This window comes from Phenylobacterium koreense (assembly GCF_040545335.1).
GTDB lineage: Bacteria > Pseudomonadota > Alphaproteobacteria > Caulobacterales > Caulobacteraceae > Phenylobacterium > Phenylobacterium koreense.
This window is the reverse complement of sequence record NZ_JBEPLU010000002.1, coordinates 624,959-640,195: the sequence shown is the minus strand read 5'-3', so window position 1 is coordinate 640,195 and position 15,237 is coordinate 624,959. Positions and strand designations below refer to the sequence as shown.

The 15,237-nt window shown below is 65.5% G+C and carries 10 protein-coding genes; 8 read left to right on the top strand and 2 right to left on the bottom strand.

What is annotated here, in order from left to right:
• Positions 1–6 precede the first annotated feature (6 nt).
• The 6 genes from nusG (at position 7) to rplL (ending at position 3,741) form a co-directional block, all read left to right on the top strand.
• A complete protein-coding gene (nusG, locus tag ABID41_RS14970) occupies positions 7–570 on the top strand; it encodes a transcription termination/antitermination protein NusG (protein WP_331931900.1) in 564 nt (187 codons plus the stop codon).
• A gap of 221 nt (positions 571–791) precedes the next feature.
• Entirely contained in the window at positions 792–1,223 is a 432-nt protein-coding gene (gene rplK / locus ABID41_RS14965) for a 50S ribosomal protein L11 (protein ID WP_331931901.1), read from the top strand.
• Positions 1,224–1,227: 4 nt separating this feature from the next.
• Positions 1,228–1,917: a 50S ribosomal protein L1 gene (gene rplA, locus ABID41_RS14960; protein WP_331931902.1), complete on the top strand. Its 690-nt coding sequence runs from the start codon at positions 1,228–1,230 to the stop codon at positions 1,915–1,917.
• A gap of 110 nt (positions 1,918–2,027) precedes the next feature.
• Complete coding sequence (locus ABID41_RS14955) at positions 2,028–2,453, top strand: DUF5367 family protein (protein WP_354297921.1); 426 nt, start codon at positions 2,028–2,030, stop codon at positions 2,451–2,453.
• Between the two features lie 343 nt (positions 2,454–2,796).
• Positions 2,797–3,312, top strand: a complete 516-nt coding sequence (rplJ, locus tag ABID41_RS14950; protein ID WP_331931904.1) for a 50S ribosomal protein L10 — start codon at positions 2,797–2,799, stop codon at positions 3,310–3,312.
• 45 nt (positions 3,313–3,357) lie between these two features.
• Positions 3,358–3,741: a 50S ribosomal protein L7/L12 gene (gene rplL / locus ABID41_RS14945; protein ID WP_331931905.1), complete on the top strand. Its 384-nt coding sequence runs from the start codon at positions 3,358–3,360 to the stop codon at positions 3,739–3,741.
• Positions 3,742–3,865: 124 nt separating this feature from the next.
• Here the strand turns inward: rplL and ABID41_RS14940 are convergent, their stop codons facing one another.
• Both ABID41_RS14940 and ABID41_RS14935 read right to left on the bottom strand, forming a co-directional pair.
• On the bottom strand, positions 3,866–4,267 hold the full coding sequence (locus tag ABID41_RS14940) for a MerR family transcriptional regulator (protein ID WP_331931935.1): 402 nt from the start codon (positions 4,265–4,267) through the stop codon (positions 3,866–3,868).
• Positions 4,268–4,279: 12 nt separating this feature from the next.
• Positions 4,280–6,244: a TonB-dependent receptor plug domain-containing protein gene (locus ABID41_RS14935; RefSeq protein ID WP_354297920.1), complete on the bottom strand. Its 1,965-nt coding sequence runs from the start codon at positions 6,242–6,244 to the stop codon at positions 4,280–4,282.
• A gap of 478 nt (positions 6,245–6,722) precedes the next feature.
• On the opposite strand from ABID41_RS14935, the gene rpoB reads away from it, so the two are divergent.
• Entirely contained in the window at positions 6,723–10,811 is a 4,089-nt protein-coding gene (gene rpoB / locus ABID41_RS14930) for a DNA-directed RNA polymerase subunit beta (RefSeq protein WP_354297919.1), read from the top strand.
• Between the two features lie 90 nt (positions 10,812–10,901).
• Positions 10,902–15,095, top strand: a complete 4,194-nt coding sequence (gene rpoC / locus ABID41_RS14925) for a DNA-directed RNA polymerase subunit beta' (RefSeq protein WP_331931932.1) — start codon at positions 10,902–10,904, stop codon at positions 15,093–15,095.
• The last annotated feature ends 142 nt before the right edge of the window (positions 15,096–15,237 follow it).

The window sequence follows — 15,237 nt, the reverse complement described above, 5'->3', positions numbered from 1 at the left end:
AGAGATATGAACGCCGAAACCCCGAACGCCCCGAACCCGCGCCACAAGTGGTACATCGTCCACGCCTACTCGAACTTCGAGAAGAAGGTGGCCGAGTCGATCCGCGAACAGGCCAAGAGCCAGGGCCTGGAGGAGAATTTCTCCGACATCCTGGTCCCGACCGAGGACGTGGTCGAAATCCGCCGCGGCCGTAAGGTGAACGCCGAGCGCAAGTTCTTCCCGGGCTACGTCCTGGTGAAGATGGAGCTGACGGACGAGGCCTACCACCTCATCAAGAACACCCCGAAGGTGACGGGCTTCCTCGGCTCCGGCTCGAAGCCGATGCCGGTCTCCGAAAAGGAAGTCGCCCGCATCATCGGCGCCATCGAAGAGGGCGTGGAGCGGCCGAAGCCGACCATCTCCTTCGAGATCGGCGAACAGGTCCGCGTCACCGACGGCCCCTTCGCGAGCTTCAACGGCTCCGTCGAAGCGGTGGACGAAGAACGCGCCCGCCTGCGGGTTACGGTCTCCATCTTCGGCCGCGCGACGCCGGTGGAACTGGAATACGGCCAGGTCGAGAAGCTGGCCTGATCGAACGCCACATCCGGCGACGACATCATCGAGGCCCGCGGGAGACCGCCGGGCCTCGAGTTGTGTTCGGAGCCATGGTTGTAAGCGCGCCGCCCACCTGATATAGGCCCGCGCTTCGGTCCGATGGGGCCGCCTTGCCTTGAGCGAGTGAAACCCGTGGGAGGAGCGCCAATCTCCGGACCACGGCTCAACCGACCGGGTTTCCGGTCACGAGGAGAAACATGGCCAAGAAGATTCTGGGCTACATCAAACTGCAGGTGCCGGCCGGCTCCGCCACCCCGTCGCCGCCGATCGGCCCGGCGCTGGGTCAGCGCGGCGTCAACATCATGGGCTTCTGCAAGGAGTTCAACGCCCGCACCGAGAAGGAAGCCAAGGGCACCCCGCTTCCGACCATCATCACGGTCTATCAGGACAAGTCGTTCACCTTCGTCACGAAGACCCCGCCGGCCACGCACTACATCAAGCAGGCCCTGAACCTGAAGTCGGGTTCGAAGGCGCCGGGCCGTGAAAACGCCGGCAAGATCTCGCGCTCGCAACTGCGCGAAATCGCCGAGAAGAAGATGAAGGACCTCAACGCCAACGACGTTGAAGCCGCCGCCAAGATCATCGAGGGCTCCGCGCGCTCGATGGGCCTCGAAATCGTGGAGGCCTAAGACGATGGCTAAGCAACCCAAGCGCATCCAGGCCTGGACCGGCGACCGCAACGCCGCCCACGCCGTCGAAGCCGCCGTCGCCCTGGTCAAGGCCAACGCCAAGGCCAAGTTCGACGAAAGCATCGAAATCGCCGTCAACCTGGGCGTCGACCCGCGTCACGCCGACCAGCAGGTCCGCGGCGTGGTGAACCTGCCCTCGGGCACCGGCCGTGACGTCCGCGTCGCCGTCATCGCCAAGGACGCCAAGGCTGCCGAAGCCACCGCGGCCGGCGCCGACATCGTCGGGGCCGAAGAGCTGGTGGAGCGTATCCAAGGCGGCTTCATGGAATTCGACCGCGTGATCGCGACGCCGGATATGATGGCCCTGGTCGGCCGTCTGGGTAAGGTGCTCGGCCCGCGCGGCCTGATGCCGAACCCGCGCGTCGGCACCGTGACGCCGAACGTCGGCCAAGCCGTGAAGGACGCCAAGGGCGGCGCCATCGAGTTCCGCACCGAAAAGACCGGCATCATCCATGCCGGCATCGGCAAGGCCTCGTTCTCGGAAGACGCCATCCTGGCCAACGTCCGCGCCCTGGTGGACGCCCTGAACCGGGCCAAGCCGTCTGGCGCCAAGGGCACCTACATCAAGAAGATCAGCCTGTCCTCGACGATGGGCCCGGGCTTCAAGGTGGATACCGGTTCGGTCGGCGCCTAAGCACAGACGATCTCGCAAGAGCTTGAAGGGAGCGGTTCGTTAAGGGCCGCTCCCTTTTTCTTTGGCCCTTGGCGAGGTCTTATGCGCCGGGGGCAGGGGAGAGGATCGATTTGGCTGGGCTAGCGACGGAAGACGCCGCCGAGGCGCAGGCCAAAGGGGTTCTGCACCTCTACCTTTGGTTCCTGGCGCGGGGCAGCTTCGTCTGGGCGGTCTCGACGCTGGTGTTGCGCCTGCTGCCCAGCGCATGGGTGAACAGGCCAGCCTGGACCCTGCTGATCAGCGGGGCGATCTCCGGCACGGGCCTGGTGGTGGCGACGCTGCTGTTCCTGCGCAAGATCGAGCCGCGGCATCGGCTTGCGGCCCTGGTCTCCTTCGTCGCGCCGCAGATGGTGCTGGACGCAGGCGTCACGGTGTTCTTCCCCCGGGTGCTGCCGAACTTCCCGGCCGACCATGCGCCGCTGTTCGGAGCCTTCGTACTCTGGTGCTATGCGGTGATGCTGACCACGGCGGTGATCGCCACGCGGCCGCGCCCCTGAGGCGGGAGTTGTCTTTTCAGGGCCGAGCGTGTAAAGGCCGCCCCTTCTAGAGTTTCGTCGTTCCGCAAGGGGCGGCGTGGACGGGAAGGCTTCCTTCCCGATCCTGTCCAAGAACCGTGGGGAACCAGGGGCCGCCTGGGGACCATAACACGAGGAAGAGCCCTTCCTCGGCCATGGGGAGACGGGAAGATGAGGTTCCTTCGGCCATCGGCTTCGATGGGCGCGGGGCCTGCGACTTCTCCGAACAGGACAGGCTTTAGCGCTCCGCGTGCGGGCTCGCTTGCGCATGGAGTGTCTGGTCGTCGGAATCGTCCGGCGGCCAAGCTTGAGTATGGAGACCGCAATGGACCGCGCTCAAAAGCAGGAGTCGATCGAGGCGCTTAAGGGCGTCTTTGCCGACGCCGGCGCCGTGGTCGTGACCCACAACCTGGGTCTGACCGTTGCGGAAATGACTGATCTCCGCCTCCGCCTCCGCAAGGAAGGCGCGGCGCTGAAGGTGGTGAAGAACACCCTGGCGCAGAAGGCTCTGGACGGCTCGATCGGTGAAGTGGGCGACGCCCTGTTCACCGGCCCGGTCGCCATCGCCTATGCGTCGGACCCCGTCACCGCCGCCAAGGTCACCTCTGAATTCGCCAAGGGGAACGACAAGTTCGCCATCGTCGGCGGTTTCATGGGAACCGAGGTCCTGGACCAGAAGGGCGTCGCCGCCCTGGCGACCCTGCCGTCGCTGGACCAGCTCCGCGGCAAGATCATCGGCCTTCTGCAAGCCCCGGCCACCAAGGTCGCCGGCGTTCTGCAGGCTCCGGCCGGTCAGCTGGCTCGCGTCATGGGCGCTTATGCCGCCAAAGACGCCGCCTGATCGTCATTCCCGAACACAACCTCTATTTCCGTAAGGACACTACCTATGTCGAAGCTTGAAAAGATCGTCGAAGAACTGTCGGCCCTGACCGTTCTGGAAGCTGCTGAACTCTCGAAGCTGCTGGAAGAAAAGTGGGGCGTCTCGGCCGCCGCTCCGGTCGCCGTCGCCGCTGTTGGCGGTGGCGCTGCCGCTCCGGCCGAAGCCGCTGAAGAGCAAACCGAGTTCACCGTTGTTCTGACCGCCGGCGGCGACAAGAAGATCAACGTGATCAAGGAAGTCCGCGGCGTCCGTCCGGACCTCGGCCTGAAGGAAGCCAAGGACCTGGTCGAAGGCGCTCCGCAGAACGTCGTCGAGAACGTCTCGAAGCAAGTCGCCGAAGAAGTGAAGAAGAAGCTCGAAGAAGCCGGCGCGACCGTCCAAATCAAGTAAGACGGAAGCCGCGAGCTATCGCGTTTCGGGCGGGCCCGGAGGGAAACCTCCGGGCCCGCTTTTTTTGTTTCGCATGGCCGAAATCGAAGCCGACCGCGGACTGCCGGGGCGCGGGACAGGGACTCTATCGCCTGGCCGGGGCGAGGGCCTCGATGATCCGGCAATCGCCGATGGCGCCGTGGCTGCAGCGGGAGATCAGGTCCGAGAGCTCGCGGCCGAGCGCCTGGAGATCGGCGATCTTCCGTTCGACCTCGGCCAGATGCGCCTTGGCTAACTCGTCCACGGCAGCGCAGGATTGGTCCGGTTGGTCGGCCATCGCCAGCAGTTCGCGGACCTGATCCAGCGGAAAGCCAAGGGCGCGAGCTCTGCGAACGAAGGACAGACGGCCAAGTTCGGCCTCGCCATATGCGCGATAGTTGCCTGTCGTGCGGCCGGGCGCCGGCAGCAGGCCGATCCGTTCGTAATACCTGATGGTCTCGACCTTCGTGACCGTGGCCTTGGCCAGTTCCCCGATCGTCAGCGCCATGTCCGCCTCCGGCTAATCGCCGCCGAACCGCACGCGCACGCCAGCGTTGGCGACGAAGCCATCCGTAGGCGCCCAGGCATCGACCGTCCAGCGGCCGTCGGGCGCCCTCGCTGGAAGCACCATCGGGTCGTACTTGGTCTGGCGGACGTCCAGCAGGTTCTCAAGGTTCAGGAAGACGCTGGTCCTGCCGAAGATCAGCTCGCCCAGGATACCCAGCTCCAGATAGGGCCGGCCCTCACGGCGGTACGGGTTGTCTTCCAGTTCCTGCCGACCGGTGTAGTAGGCCTCGAGCCCGAGGCGACCTCGGCCTTCCCGCTCCCACATCGCGACCATGCCGGCGGTGTGTCGTGGGGTGAGGGGGATCGTGCGCCGCCCAGAGATGTCCGGCTCGGGCTCGTCGGCGTCTACATAGACGTAGCTGCCGGTGACGGTCAGATCGTTCCAACGATAGCGCAGCAGGGCCTCGGCGCCGCGGGTGCGGGTCTTGCCCCGGGCGTTGACGAGGCGGACGCGCTCCTCGTCGGCCAGCGTCTGGAGTTGGACGGCGTTGCTGATGTCGGAGGCGAAGAGGGTGAGGTTGGCCTCGAACGGCCCGGCGGCGTAGCCGGCTTCAAGTGAGGCTGTCTCGGCGGTCTCGGCTTTCAAATCTCCGAGGGGCTCCAGGCGCGAGAGGCCGGTGGCCTCGATTTCCTCGACGAAGGGCGTGGGGGCGTAGAAGCCGCGGCCGAGGGAGGCGCGGAAGGTCCAGGGGCCGGGGCGGTACAGGACCGACAGGCGCGGGCTGAGATAGGAGCCGTATTCATCGTGGACGTCCCAGCGGGCGCTGCCGGCGACTGTGAGGTCGTCGGCAAGATCGTGTTCGGCCTGCACAAAGAGGGCTGGGACCGTGTAGGCGTAGTCGAAGTCCGGGAAGGTCTTGGAGCGATAGCGGTCGGCCTGCACGGCCAGGCCGCCGACCCACGAGGTCTTGCCTGCTTGGCCGGATAAGGAGGTCTCGGCGAAATAGGTGTCGTGGCGATCGTCTTCGAACACGTCGCCGAACCGGTGATCGTGTTCCTGCCGCATGGCGGAGGCGCGCAGGCCCAGCGTCCCAAGGCCTTCCAGCGGCGCCTGGACGACCAATCCCCCGTCATAGCGCCGGCTGTCCTGCGCTTCGAGGAAGGGCGCGCCCGCCGGAGTCGTCTGGCCAGGCGAGGTTCCGCCCTGTCGCTGCTCGTCCATCACGCCCACAGTGAAGAAGGCGGAGCCGCCGTTCGCCCCTTCCCAAAAGAGGCGAGGGCGCAGGGTCCAGCGATCATAGCCCGGCATGTCGACCCAGCCGTCGTCGTCGAGGTCCTGGCGGCTCTGGCGGCTGGCGCCGACGACGAGCGAATAGCTCCAGCCGTCCTGAGCGGCGGGCGAGGCGGCATAGGCGGTGACGTCCTGGCCGTTGCGTGTGGTCAGGTTCAGCAGAACCTCGCCCTCGGCCTGCGATCCTGGCCTGCGCGAGATGAGGTTGATGACGCCTCCAAGGGCGGATGGGCCATAGAGCGCCGAGGCCGCCCCCTTGATCACCTCGACCTGGCCAAGATCGGTGGGCGGAATCTGCAGCAGGCCGAGCGACGAGGCCTGTCCGCCGTAGATTGGCAGGCCATCGGCCAGGAGTTGGGTGTAGCGGCCCCGCATTCCCTGGACGCGGATGTTCGCCGCGCCGAGGCTAGGGGAGGTGGTCTGCACCCGCAGCCCGCCGGTCTCGCTGAGCAGCATGGCGATGCTGCCCGGTCGCATGAGCACCTTCTCCTCGATCTCCTCGCGGCTCACGACCTCGACCCTGATGGGTTCGTCCCTGGCCAGGCGGCCAGTGCGAGTGGCCTGCACCACCAGTTCCTCGACCTCGCCGACTTCGCCCTCGTGTTCCTGGGCCTGGGCGGCCGAGGTTCCGGCCAGGGCGGCAAGGCTGAGGAATGCGATACGCAGGGAGGCTCTGGTCGTGGGCAAGGAAGGGTCCTGTCACCGAGGCGCGATGGCGTCTCATGGAGGTTGTAGCGACTACAGGGTCAAGCCGTCCGTTGCGCGATCACATTCGGCCCGACTGCGGAACTTCCCCTCGGACGAACGGTTATTCCCCCGCAGCCAACGAGAAATCGAAGGTGTCCCGGGATATGCCCGGGCAAGCAAAGATGGAGCGGCGCGGCGATCGGCAGCGCCGCTCCATTTTCTTGCCGAAAGGGCTTCCCTTTGGCTGATAAAAGTCCTATGTGGCTCTCTTCGCGAAATTTAGGATTCGTCGCTCAGGCGACTATTCAAGCGCGCACGCTCCGAGGCATGGCCCGCCGCCCTCCGGCCATACGAGGGAGCGCCCCTGGCGAAACAGGGGCTTCCAGCGTCCGGCGCCCGCAAGGGCGTTCGAGGGTGGACGCAGGACAACACGACCTGGCGCGCGGAAACCGTTCGGCGCGTCGCTCAAGGGAACAAAATGGCGCAATCCTTCACTGGAAAGAAGCGGATCCGTAAGTCTTTCGGCCGCATCCCCGAAGCCGTGCAAATGCCGAACCTGATCGAGGTTCAGCGCTCCTCCTACGAACAGTTCCTGCAGCGCGAAGTGCGCCCGGCCGACCGCCGCGACGAAGGCGTCGAGGCCGTGTTCAAGTCGGTCTTCCCGATCAAGGACTTCAACGAGCGCGCCGTGCTCGAATACGTGTCCTACGAGTTCGAAGAGCCGAAGTACGACGTCGAGGAGTGCGTCCAGCGCGACATGACCTTCGCCGCGCCGCTGAAGGTCAAGCTGCGCCTCATCGTCTTCGAAACCGACGAAGAGACCGGCGCCCGCTCCGTGAAGGACATCAAGGAGCAGGACGTCTACATGGGCGACATCCCGCTCATGACCGAGAAGGGCACCTTCATCGTCAACGGCACCCAGCGGGTCATCGTCTCCCAGATGCACCGCTCGCCCGGCGTGTTCTTCGACCACGATAAGGGCAAGACCCACGCCTCGGGCAAGCTGCTGTTCGCCGCCCGCGTCATTCCTTATCGCGGCTCGTGGCTCGACTTCGAGTTCGACGCCAAGGACATCGTCTATGTCCGCATCGACCGCCGCCGCAAGCTGCCGGCCACCACCTTCCTGATGGGCCTGGGCATGGACGGGGAGGAAATCCTCTCCACCTTCTACGACACCGTGACCTTCGAGAAGCGCGCCGAAAAGAAGGGCGCGCCGGGCGGCTGGACTGCGCCCTACAAGGCCGAGCGTTGGCGCGGCGCCAAGCCGGAATACGCCCTGATCGACGCCGACACCGGCGAAGAAGTGGCGCCGGCTGGCCAGAAGATCTCCGCCCGTAACGCCAAGAAGTTCGCCGACGCGGGCCTTAAGAACCTGCTGCTGGCCCCCGAGGCGCTCTATGGCCGCTACCTGGCCGGCGACCTGGTCAATTTCGAGACCGGCGAAATCTACGCCGAAGCCGGCGACGAACTCGACGCGGCCCTGCTGACCGCGCTCGAAGAACAAGGCTTCGACAAGCTCGACATCCTCGACGTCGACGAAGCCACGGTCGGCGCCTACATCCGCAACACCCTGCGTATCGACAAGAACAACAGCCGCGAAGACGCGCTGTTCGACATCTATCGCGTCATGCGCCCGGGCGAGCCGCCGACGGTGGAAGCCGCCGAGGCTATGTTCAAGTCGCTGTTCTTCGACTCCGAGCGCTACGACCTGTCCTCGGTCGGCCGCGTGAAGATGAACATGCGCCTTGAGCTGGACTGTCCGGACGACGTCCGCGTCCTGCGCAAGGACGACGTGCTGGCGGTCCTGCAGACCCTGGTGGGCCTGCGCGACGGCAAGGGCGAGATCGACGACATCGACAACCTCGGCAACCGCCGGGTCCGCTCGGTGGGCGAGCTGCTGGAAAACCAGTACCGCGTCGGCCTGCTGCGCATGGAGCGCGCGATCAAGGAACGCATGAGCTCGGTCGATATCGACACGGTCATGCCGCACGACCTGATCAATGCGAAGCCGGCCGCTGCGGCGGTCCGCGAGTTCTTCGGATCCTCGCAGCTCTCGCAGTTCATGGACCAGACCAACCCGCTGTCGGAAATCACCCACAAGCGCCGCCTGTCGGCCCTTGGCCCGGGCGGTCTGACCCGCGAGCGGGCGGGCTTCGAAGTCCGCGACGTGCACCCGACCCACTACGGCCGGATCTGCCCGATCGAAACGCCTGAAGGCCCGAACATCGGCCTAATCAACTCGCTGGCGACCCACGCCGTGGTGAACAAGTACGGCTTCATCGAGAGCCCGTACCGTCGCATCAAGGACGGCAAGACGACCGACGAGGTCGTCTACATGTCGGCGATGGAAGAGGCCAAGCACGTCATCGCCCAGGCCAACATCAAGCTGGACAGCGGCGAGATCGTCGAGGACCTGGTCCCAGGCCGGATCAACGGCGAACCTTCGCTGCTGCCGAAGGACACCGTCGATCTGATGGACGTTTCGCCCAAGCAGGTCGTCTCGGTCGCCGCCTCGCTGATCCCCTTCCTCGAGAACGATGACGCCAACCGCGCGCTCATGGGCTCGAACATGCAGAAGCAGGCCGTGCCGCTCATCCAGTCGGATGCGCCGCTGGTCGGCACCGGCATGGAAGCGGTCGTGGCCGTCGACTCCGGCGCTGTCGTGGTCGCCCGCCGCACCGGCGTGGTCGAGCAGATCGACGGCACCCGGATCGTCATCCGCGCGACGGAAGAGACCGACCCGACCAAGGCCGGCGTCGACATCTACCGCCTGCAGAAGTTCCAGCGCTCGAACACCTCGACCTGCATCAACCAGCGCCCGCTGGTGCGCGTGGGCGACCGGGTCTCGGCCGGCGACGTCATCGCCGACGGCCCGTCGACCGAGCTGGGCGAACTGGCGCTGGGCCGCAACACCCTCGTCGCGTTCATGCCGTGGAACGGCTACAACTTCGAGGACTCGATCCTGATCTCCGAGCGCATCGTGCGCGACGACATCTTCACCTCGATCCACCTCGAGGAGTTCGAGGTGATGGCCCGCGACACCAAGCTAGGTCCGGAAGAGATCACCCGCGACATCCCGAACGTCGGCGAGGAAGCCCTGCGCAACCTCGACGAAGCGGGCATCGTGGCGATCGGCGCCGAAGTCCAGCCGGGCGACATCCTGGTCGGCAAGGTCACGCCGAAGGGCGAAAGCCCGATGACGCCGGAAGAAAAGCTGCTGCGCGCCATCTTCGGTGAAAAGGCCTCCGACGTCCGCGACACGTCCCTGCGCCTGCCGCCGGGCGTGGCCGGCACGATCGTCGAAGTCCGCGTCTTCAACCGCCACGGTGTGGACAAGGACGAGCGCGCGATGGCCATCGAGCGCGCCGAGATCGACCGCCTGGGCAAGGACCGCGACGACGAGTTCGCGATCCTGAACCGCAACATGACCATCCGTCTGCGCGACCTGCTGATCGGCAAGACCGCCGTCTCCGGCCCGAAGGGCCTGGGCCGCGGCGAGATCACCGCCGAGAAGCTGGAAGAGATCGCGCCGGGCCTGTGGTGGCAGATCGCCATGGACGACGAGAAGGCGATGGGCGAGCTGGAGGCCATGCGCCGCCAGTTCGACGAGGCCCGCAAGCGCCTCGACCGTCGTTTCGAGGACAAGGTCGACAAGCTGCAGCGCGGCGACGAACTGCCTCCGGGCGTCATGAAGATGGTCAAGGTCTTCGTGGCCGTGAAGCGCAAGCTGCAGCCGGGCGACAAGATGGCCGGCCGTCACGGCAACAAGGGGGTCATCTCCAAGATCCTGCCGATCGAGGATATGCCCTACCTGGAAAGCGGCCAGCACGTGGATATCGTGCTGAACCCGCTGGGCGTGCCGTCGCGGATGAACGTCGGCCAGATCTTCGAAACCCACCTGGGTTGGGCGGCCGCAGGCCTCGGCAAGCAGATCGCCGACCTGTTGGAAGCCTGGCAGAACGGCGGGCAGAAGCAGGCGCTGATCGACCACCTCCGCGAAACCTACGGGCGGGATCAGGAGCTTCCGGACACGGAAGAGGAACTGATCGAGCTGGCCAAGAACCTCTCGAAGGGCGTGCCGTTCGCGACCCCGGTCTTTGACGGGGCGCACATCGACGACATCGAGAACCTGCTGGAATCGGCGGGCCTGGCGCGTTCGGGCCAATCGATCCTGTACGACGGCCAGACCGGCGAGCAGTTCAAGCGTCCGGTCACGGTCGGCTACATCTACATGCTGAAGCTGCACCACCTGGTCGATGACAAGATCCACGCGCGCTCCATCGGCCCGTACTCGCTCGTCACCCAGCAGCCGTTGGGCGGTAAGGCGCAGTTCGGCGGTCAGCGCTTCGGGGAAATGGAAGTGTGGGCGCTGGAAGCCTACGGCGCGGCCTACACCCTGCAGGAAATGCTGACGGTGAAGTCCGACGACGTGGCCGGCCGGACCAAGGTCTACGAGTCCATCGTCCGCGGCGACGACACCTTCGAAGCGGGCATCCCGGAAAGCTTCAACGTGCTCGTGAAGGAAATGCGGTCGCTCGGCCTGAACGTGGAGCTGGAGAACGGCTGAGGCCGCTCTCCGACTTCGCCGCTTGTGCGAGGGGAGGGGCCGTCAGCTCCTCTCCATCGCCTCTCGAAATACTGACGAACTGGAAAATCGATGAACCAGGAAGTCCTGAATATCTTCAATCCGGTCCAGGCCGCTCCGACCTTCGACCGCATCCGCATCGCGCTGGCCTCGCCGGAAAAGATCCGGTCGTGGTCGTTCGGCGAGATCAAGAAGCCCGAGACCATCAACTACCGGACCTTCAAGCCGGAGCGTGACGGCCTCTTCTGCGCCCGCATCTTCGGTCCGACGAAGGACTACGAGTGCCTGTGCGGCAAGTACAAGCGCATGAAGTACAAGGGCATCATCTGCGAAAAGTGCGGCGTCGAGGTCACCCTCGCGCGCGTTCGGCGCGAGCGGATGGGCCACATCGAACTGGCCTCGCCGGTCGCCCACATCTGGTTCCTGAAGTCGCTGCCGAGCCGCATCGCGATGATGCTCGATATGGCGCTGAAGGACATCGAGCGCGTCCTGTACTTCGAATACTACATCGTCACCGAGCCGGGTCTGACCCCGCTGAAGCAGCACCAACTGCTCTCGGAAGACGACTACATGCGCTACCAGGAGGAGTTCGGGGACGACAGCTTCACCGCGGAAATCGGCGCCGAGGCGGTCCAGGGCCTGCTGAAGGCCATCGACCTTCCGAAGGAAGCCGATCGTCTGCGTGAGGAACTCCTCACCATCACCTCGGAAATGAAGCTCAAGAAGACGTCCAAGCGTCTGAAGCTCATCGAGAGTTTCATCGAGAGCGGCAACAAGGCCGAGTGGATGATCCTCTCCGTGGTCCCGGTCATCCCGCCGGAACTGCGCCCGCTGGTGCCGCTGGACGGCGGCCGCTTCGCGACCTCCGACCTGAACGACCTCTATCGCCGGGTCATCAACCGTAACAACCGCCTGAAGCGCCTCATCGAGCTGCGCGCGCCGGACATCATCATCCGCAACGAAAAGCGGATGCTGCAGGAAGCCGTCGACGCCCTGTTCGACAACGGCCGCCGCGGCCGCGTCATCACCGGCGCCAACAAGCGTCCGCTGAAGTCGCTTGCCGACATGCTGAAGGGCAAGCAGGGCCGGTTCCGTCAGAACCTGCTCGGCAAGCGCGTCGACTATTCGGGCCGTTCGGTCATCGTCGTCGGTCCGGAGCTGAAGCTGCACGAGTGCGGCCTGCCGAAGAAGATGGCGCTCGAGCTGTTCAAGCCGTTCATCTATGCGCGCCTGGACGCCAAGGGCCTGTCGGGCACCGTCAAGCAGTCCAAGCGCATGGTCGAGCGCGAGCAGCCGGCGGTCTGGGACATCCTGGACGAGGTGATCCGCGAGCACCCGGTTCTGCTGAACCGCGCGCCGACCCTGCACCGTCTGGGCATCCAGGCCTTCGAACCCAAGCTGATCGAGGGCAAGGCCATCCAGCTTCATCCGCTGGTCTGCGCCGCCTTCAACGCCGACTTCGACGGCGACCAGATGGCCGTGCACGTTCCGCTCTCGCTGGAAGCCCAGCTTGAAGCGCGCGTGCTGATGATGTCGACGAACAACATCCTGTCGCCCGCCAACGGCCGCCCGATCATCGTGCCGTCGCAGGACATCGTTCTCGGCCTCTACTACCTGTCGCTGGCCAAGGATAACGAGCCGGGCGAGGGCAAGCTGTTCGCCGACCTCGGTGAAATCGACGCGGCGCTCGACGCCGGCGTCGTGACGCTGCACACCAAGATCAAGGCGCGTCACACCGAGATGAACGCCGAGGGCGAGCTGGTCCGGAAGGTGATCGACACCACGCCGGGCCGGATGAAGATCGTCGCGCTCTTCCCGAAGCATCCGGCCATCGGCCACCGCCTTCTGGAAAAGAACCTGACCAAGAAGGAAATCGGTAACCTGATCGACGCCGTCTACCGCCACTGCGGTCAGAAGGCGACGGTCATCTTCGCCGACCAGATCATGGCTCTGGGCTTCAAGGAAGCCGCCAAGGCCGGTATCTCCTTCGGCAAGGACGACATCGTCATTCCGGAACGGAAGAAGGGCATCGTCGACCAGACCCGCAAGCTGGTCGAGGAGTATGAGCAGCAGTACGCCGACGGCCTGATCACCAAGGGCGAGAAGTACAACAAGGTCGTCGACGCGTGGGCCAAGGCCACCGACCGCGTCGCCGACGAGATGATGCTCGAGATCTCGACCGCCGAGAAGGACGAGACCGGCCGTGAAAAGGAGATCAACTCGGTCTTCATGATGGCCAACTCCGGCGCCCGCGGTTCGCAGGCCCAGATGAAGCAGCTTGGCGGTATGCGCGGCCTGATGGCCAAGCCGTCCGGCGAGATCATCGAGACGCCGATCATCTCGAACTTCAAGGAAGGCCTGTCCGTCCAGGAGTACTTCAACTCCACCCACGGCGCCCGTAAGGGCCTGGCCGACACCGCGCTGAAGACCGCCAACTCCGGCTACCTCACCCGTCGTCTGGTCGACGTGGCCCAGGACTGCATCATCAACGAGGAAGACTGCGGCACCACTCGGGGCATCACCCTGCGGGCCGTTGTCGAGGGCGGCGACGTCCTCGTCTCGCTTGGGACCCGCATCCTCGGCCGTTTCGCCGCCGAAGACGTGAAGGATCCGGGCACTGGCGAGGTCATCGTCCCGGCCGACACCTACCTCGACGAGAACATGGTCGATGTGATCGAGGCCGCCGGCGTCCAGTCGGTGAAGGTCCGTTCGGTCCTGACCTGCGAGGCCAAGCTCGGCGTCTGCGGCGCCTGCTACGGTCGCGACCTGGCCCGCGGCACCCCGGTCAACATCGGTGAAGCGGTCGGCGTCATCGCCGCCCAGTCCATCGGCGAGCCGGGCACCCAGCTCACCATGCGGACCTTCCACATCGGCGGCACCGCCCAGGTGGCTGAGCAGTCGTTCTTCGAGACCGGCAACGAAGGCGTGGTGCGGATCGTGGGCGGCATGACCGTCCAGGCTCCGGACGGCGACTTCGTGGTCATGAGCCGCAACCTGCAGATCATCGTCCAGGTCGATGGCAAGGACCGCGAATCCTACAAGCCGCCGTACGGCACGCGCCTGAAGGTCAAGGACGGCGACCAGGTCAAGCGCGGCCAGCGCCTGGCCGAATGGGACCCCTACTCGAACCCGATCATCTCGGAAGTGGGCGGTCGCGTCCGCTTCGAGGACCTAGTCGAGAACATCTCGGTCCGCGAGGAAGCCGACGAAGCCACCGGTATCTCGAACCGCGTGGTCATCGATTGGCGCGCCTCGACCAAGGGCGGCGACCTGCGTCCGGCCATGGCCGTGCTCGACGAGAACGGCGCCTACAAGCGCATCTCCAACGGCGGCGAGGCCCGTTACCTCCTGCCGGTCGGGGCCATTCTCTCGGTCGGCGACGGCGACGAGATCAAGCCGGGTGAAGTCCTGGCCCGCGTCTCGACGGAAAGCGCCAAGACCCGCGACATCACCGGTGGTCTGCCGCGCGTCGCCGAGCTCTTCGAAGCTCGTCGTCCGAAGGACTGCGCGGTCATCGCCGAGATGGACGGCCGGGTCGAATTCGGTCGGGACTACAAGAACAAGCGCCGGATCAAGATCACCCCCGAGGATGGTGGCGAACCGGTCGAGTTCCTGATCCCGAAGGGCAAGCACATTGCGGTCCATGATGGCGACACCATCCGCAAGGGCGAGTACCTGATCGACGGCAACCCGGATCCGCACGACATCCTGCGCATCCTGGGCATCGAGGCCCTGGCCGAGTTCCTCGTGGACGAGATCCAGGACGTCTATCGACTGCAAGGCGTGCCGATCAACGACAAGCACATCGAGACGATCGTCCGTCAGATGCTGCAAAAGGGTGAGATCCTCGAGCCGGGCGATACCGGCCTGCTCAAGGGCGACCACCTGGACATGACCGAGGTCAACGAGGAGAACGCCAAGGCCGAGGCCCGCGGCGGTCGCCCGGCGATCACCCAGCCGGTTCTGCTCGGCATCACCAAGGCGTCGCTGCAGACCCGCAGCTTCATCTCGGCGGCGTCGTTCCAGGAAACCACCCGCGTGCTCACCGAGGCTTCGGTCCAGGGCAAGAGCGACACGCTCGAAGGCCTGAAGGAGAACGTGATCGTGGGCCGCCTGATCCCGGCCGGCACGGGCTCCTACCTGCGCAACCTGCAGCGCATCGCCAACAAGCGCGACGAGGCCCTCGCGGCCAGCCGCGAAGAGGCGATGGAACCGCTGCCGGAAGCCATCGCCGTGGAGGCGGAGGCCGAGAAGGTCGAGCACTAAGCTCCGATCTGCATCAAGACGCGAGCGGCCCGGGAGCGATCCCGGGCCGCTTTCGTTTGCATGCTCGGGCGGAAGCAACCGGCAGTTGCGGGCGCTCGACTACAGTGTAGGTTGTCCGCCCTAAGATTGTCGGGGGGACATC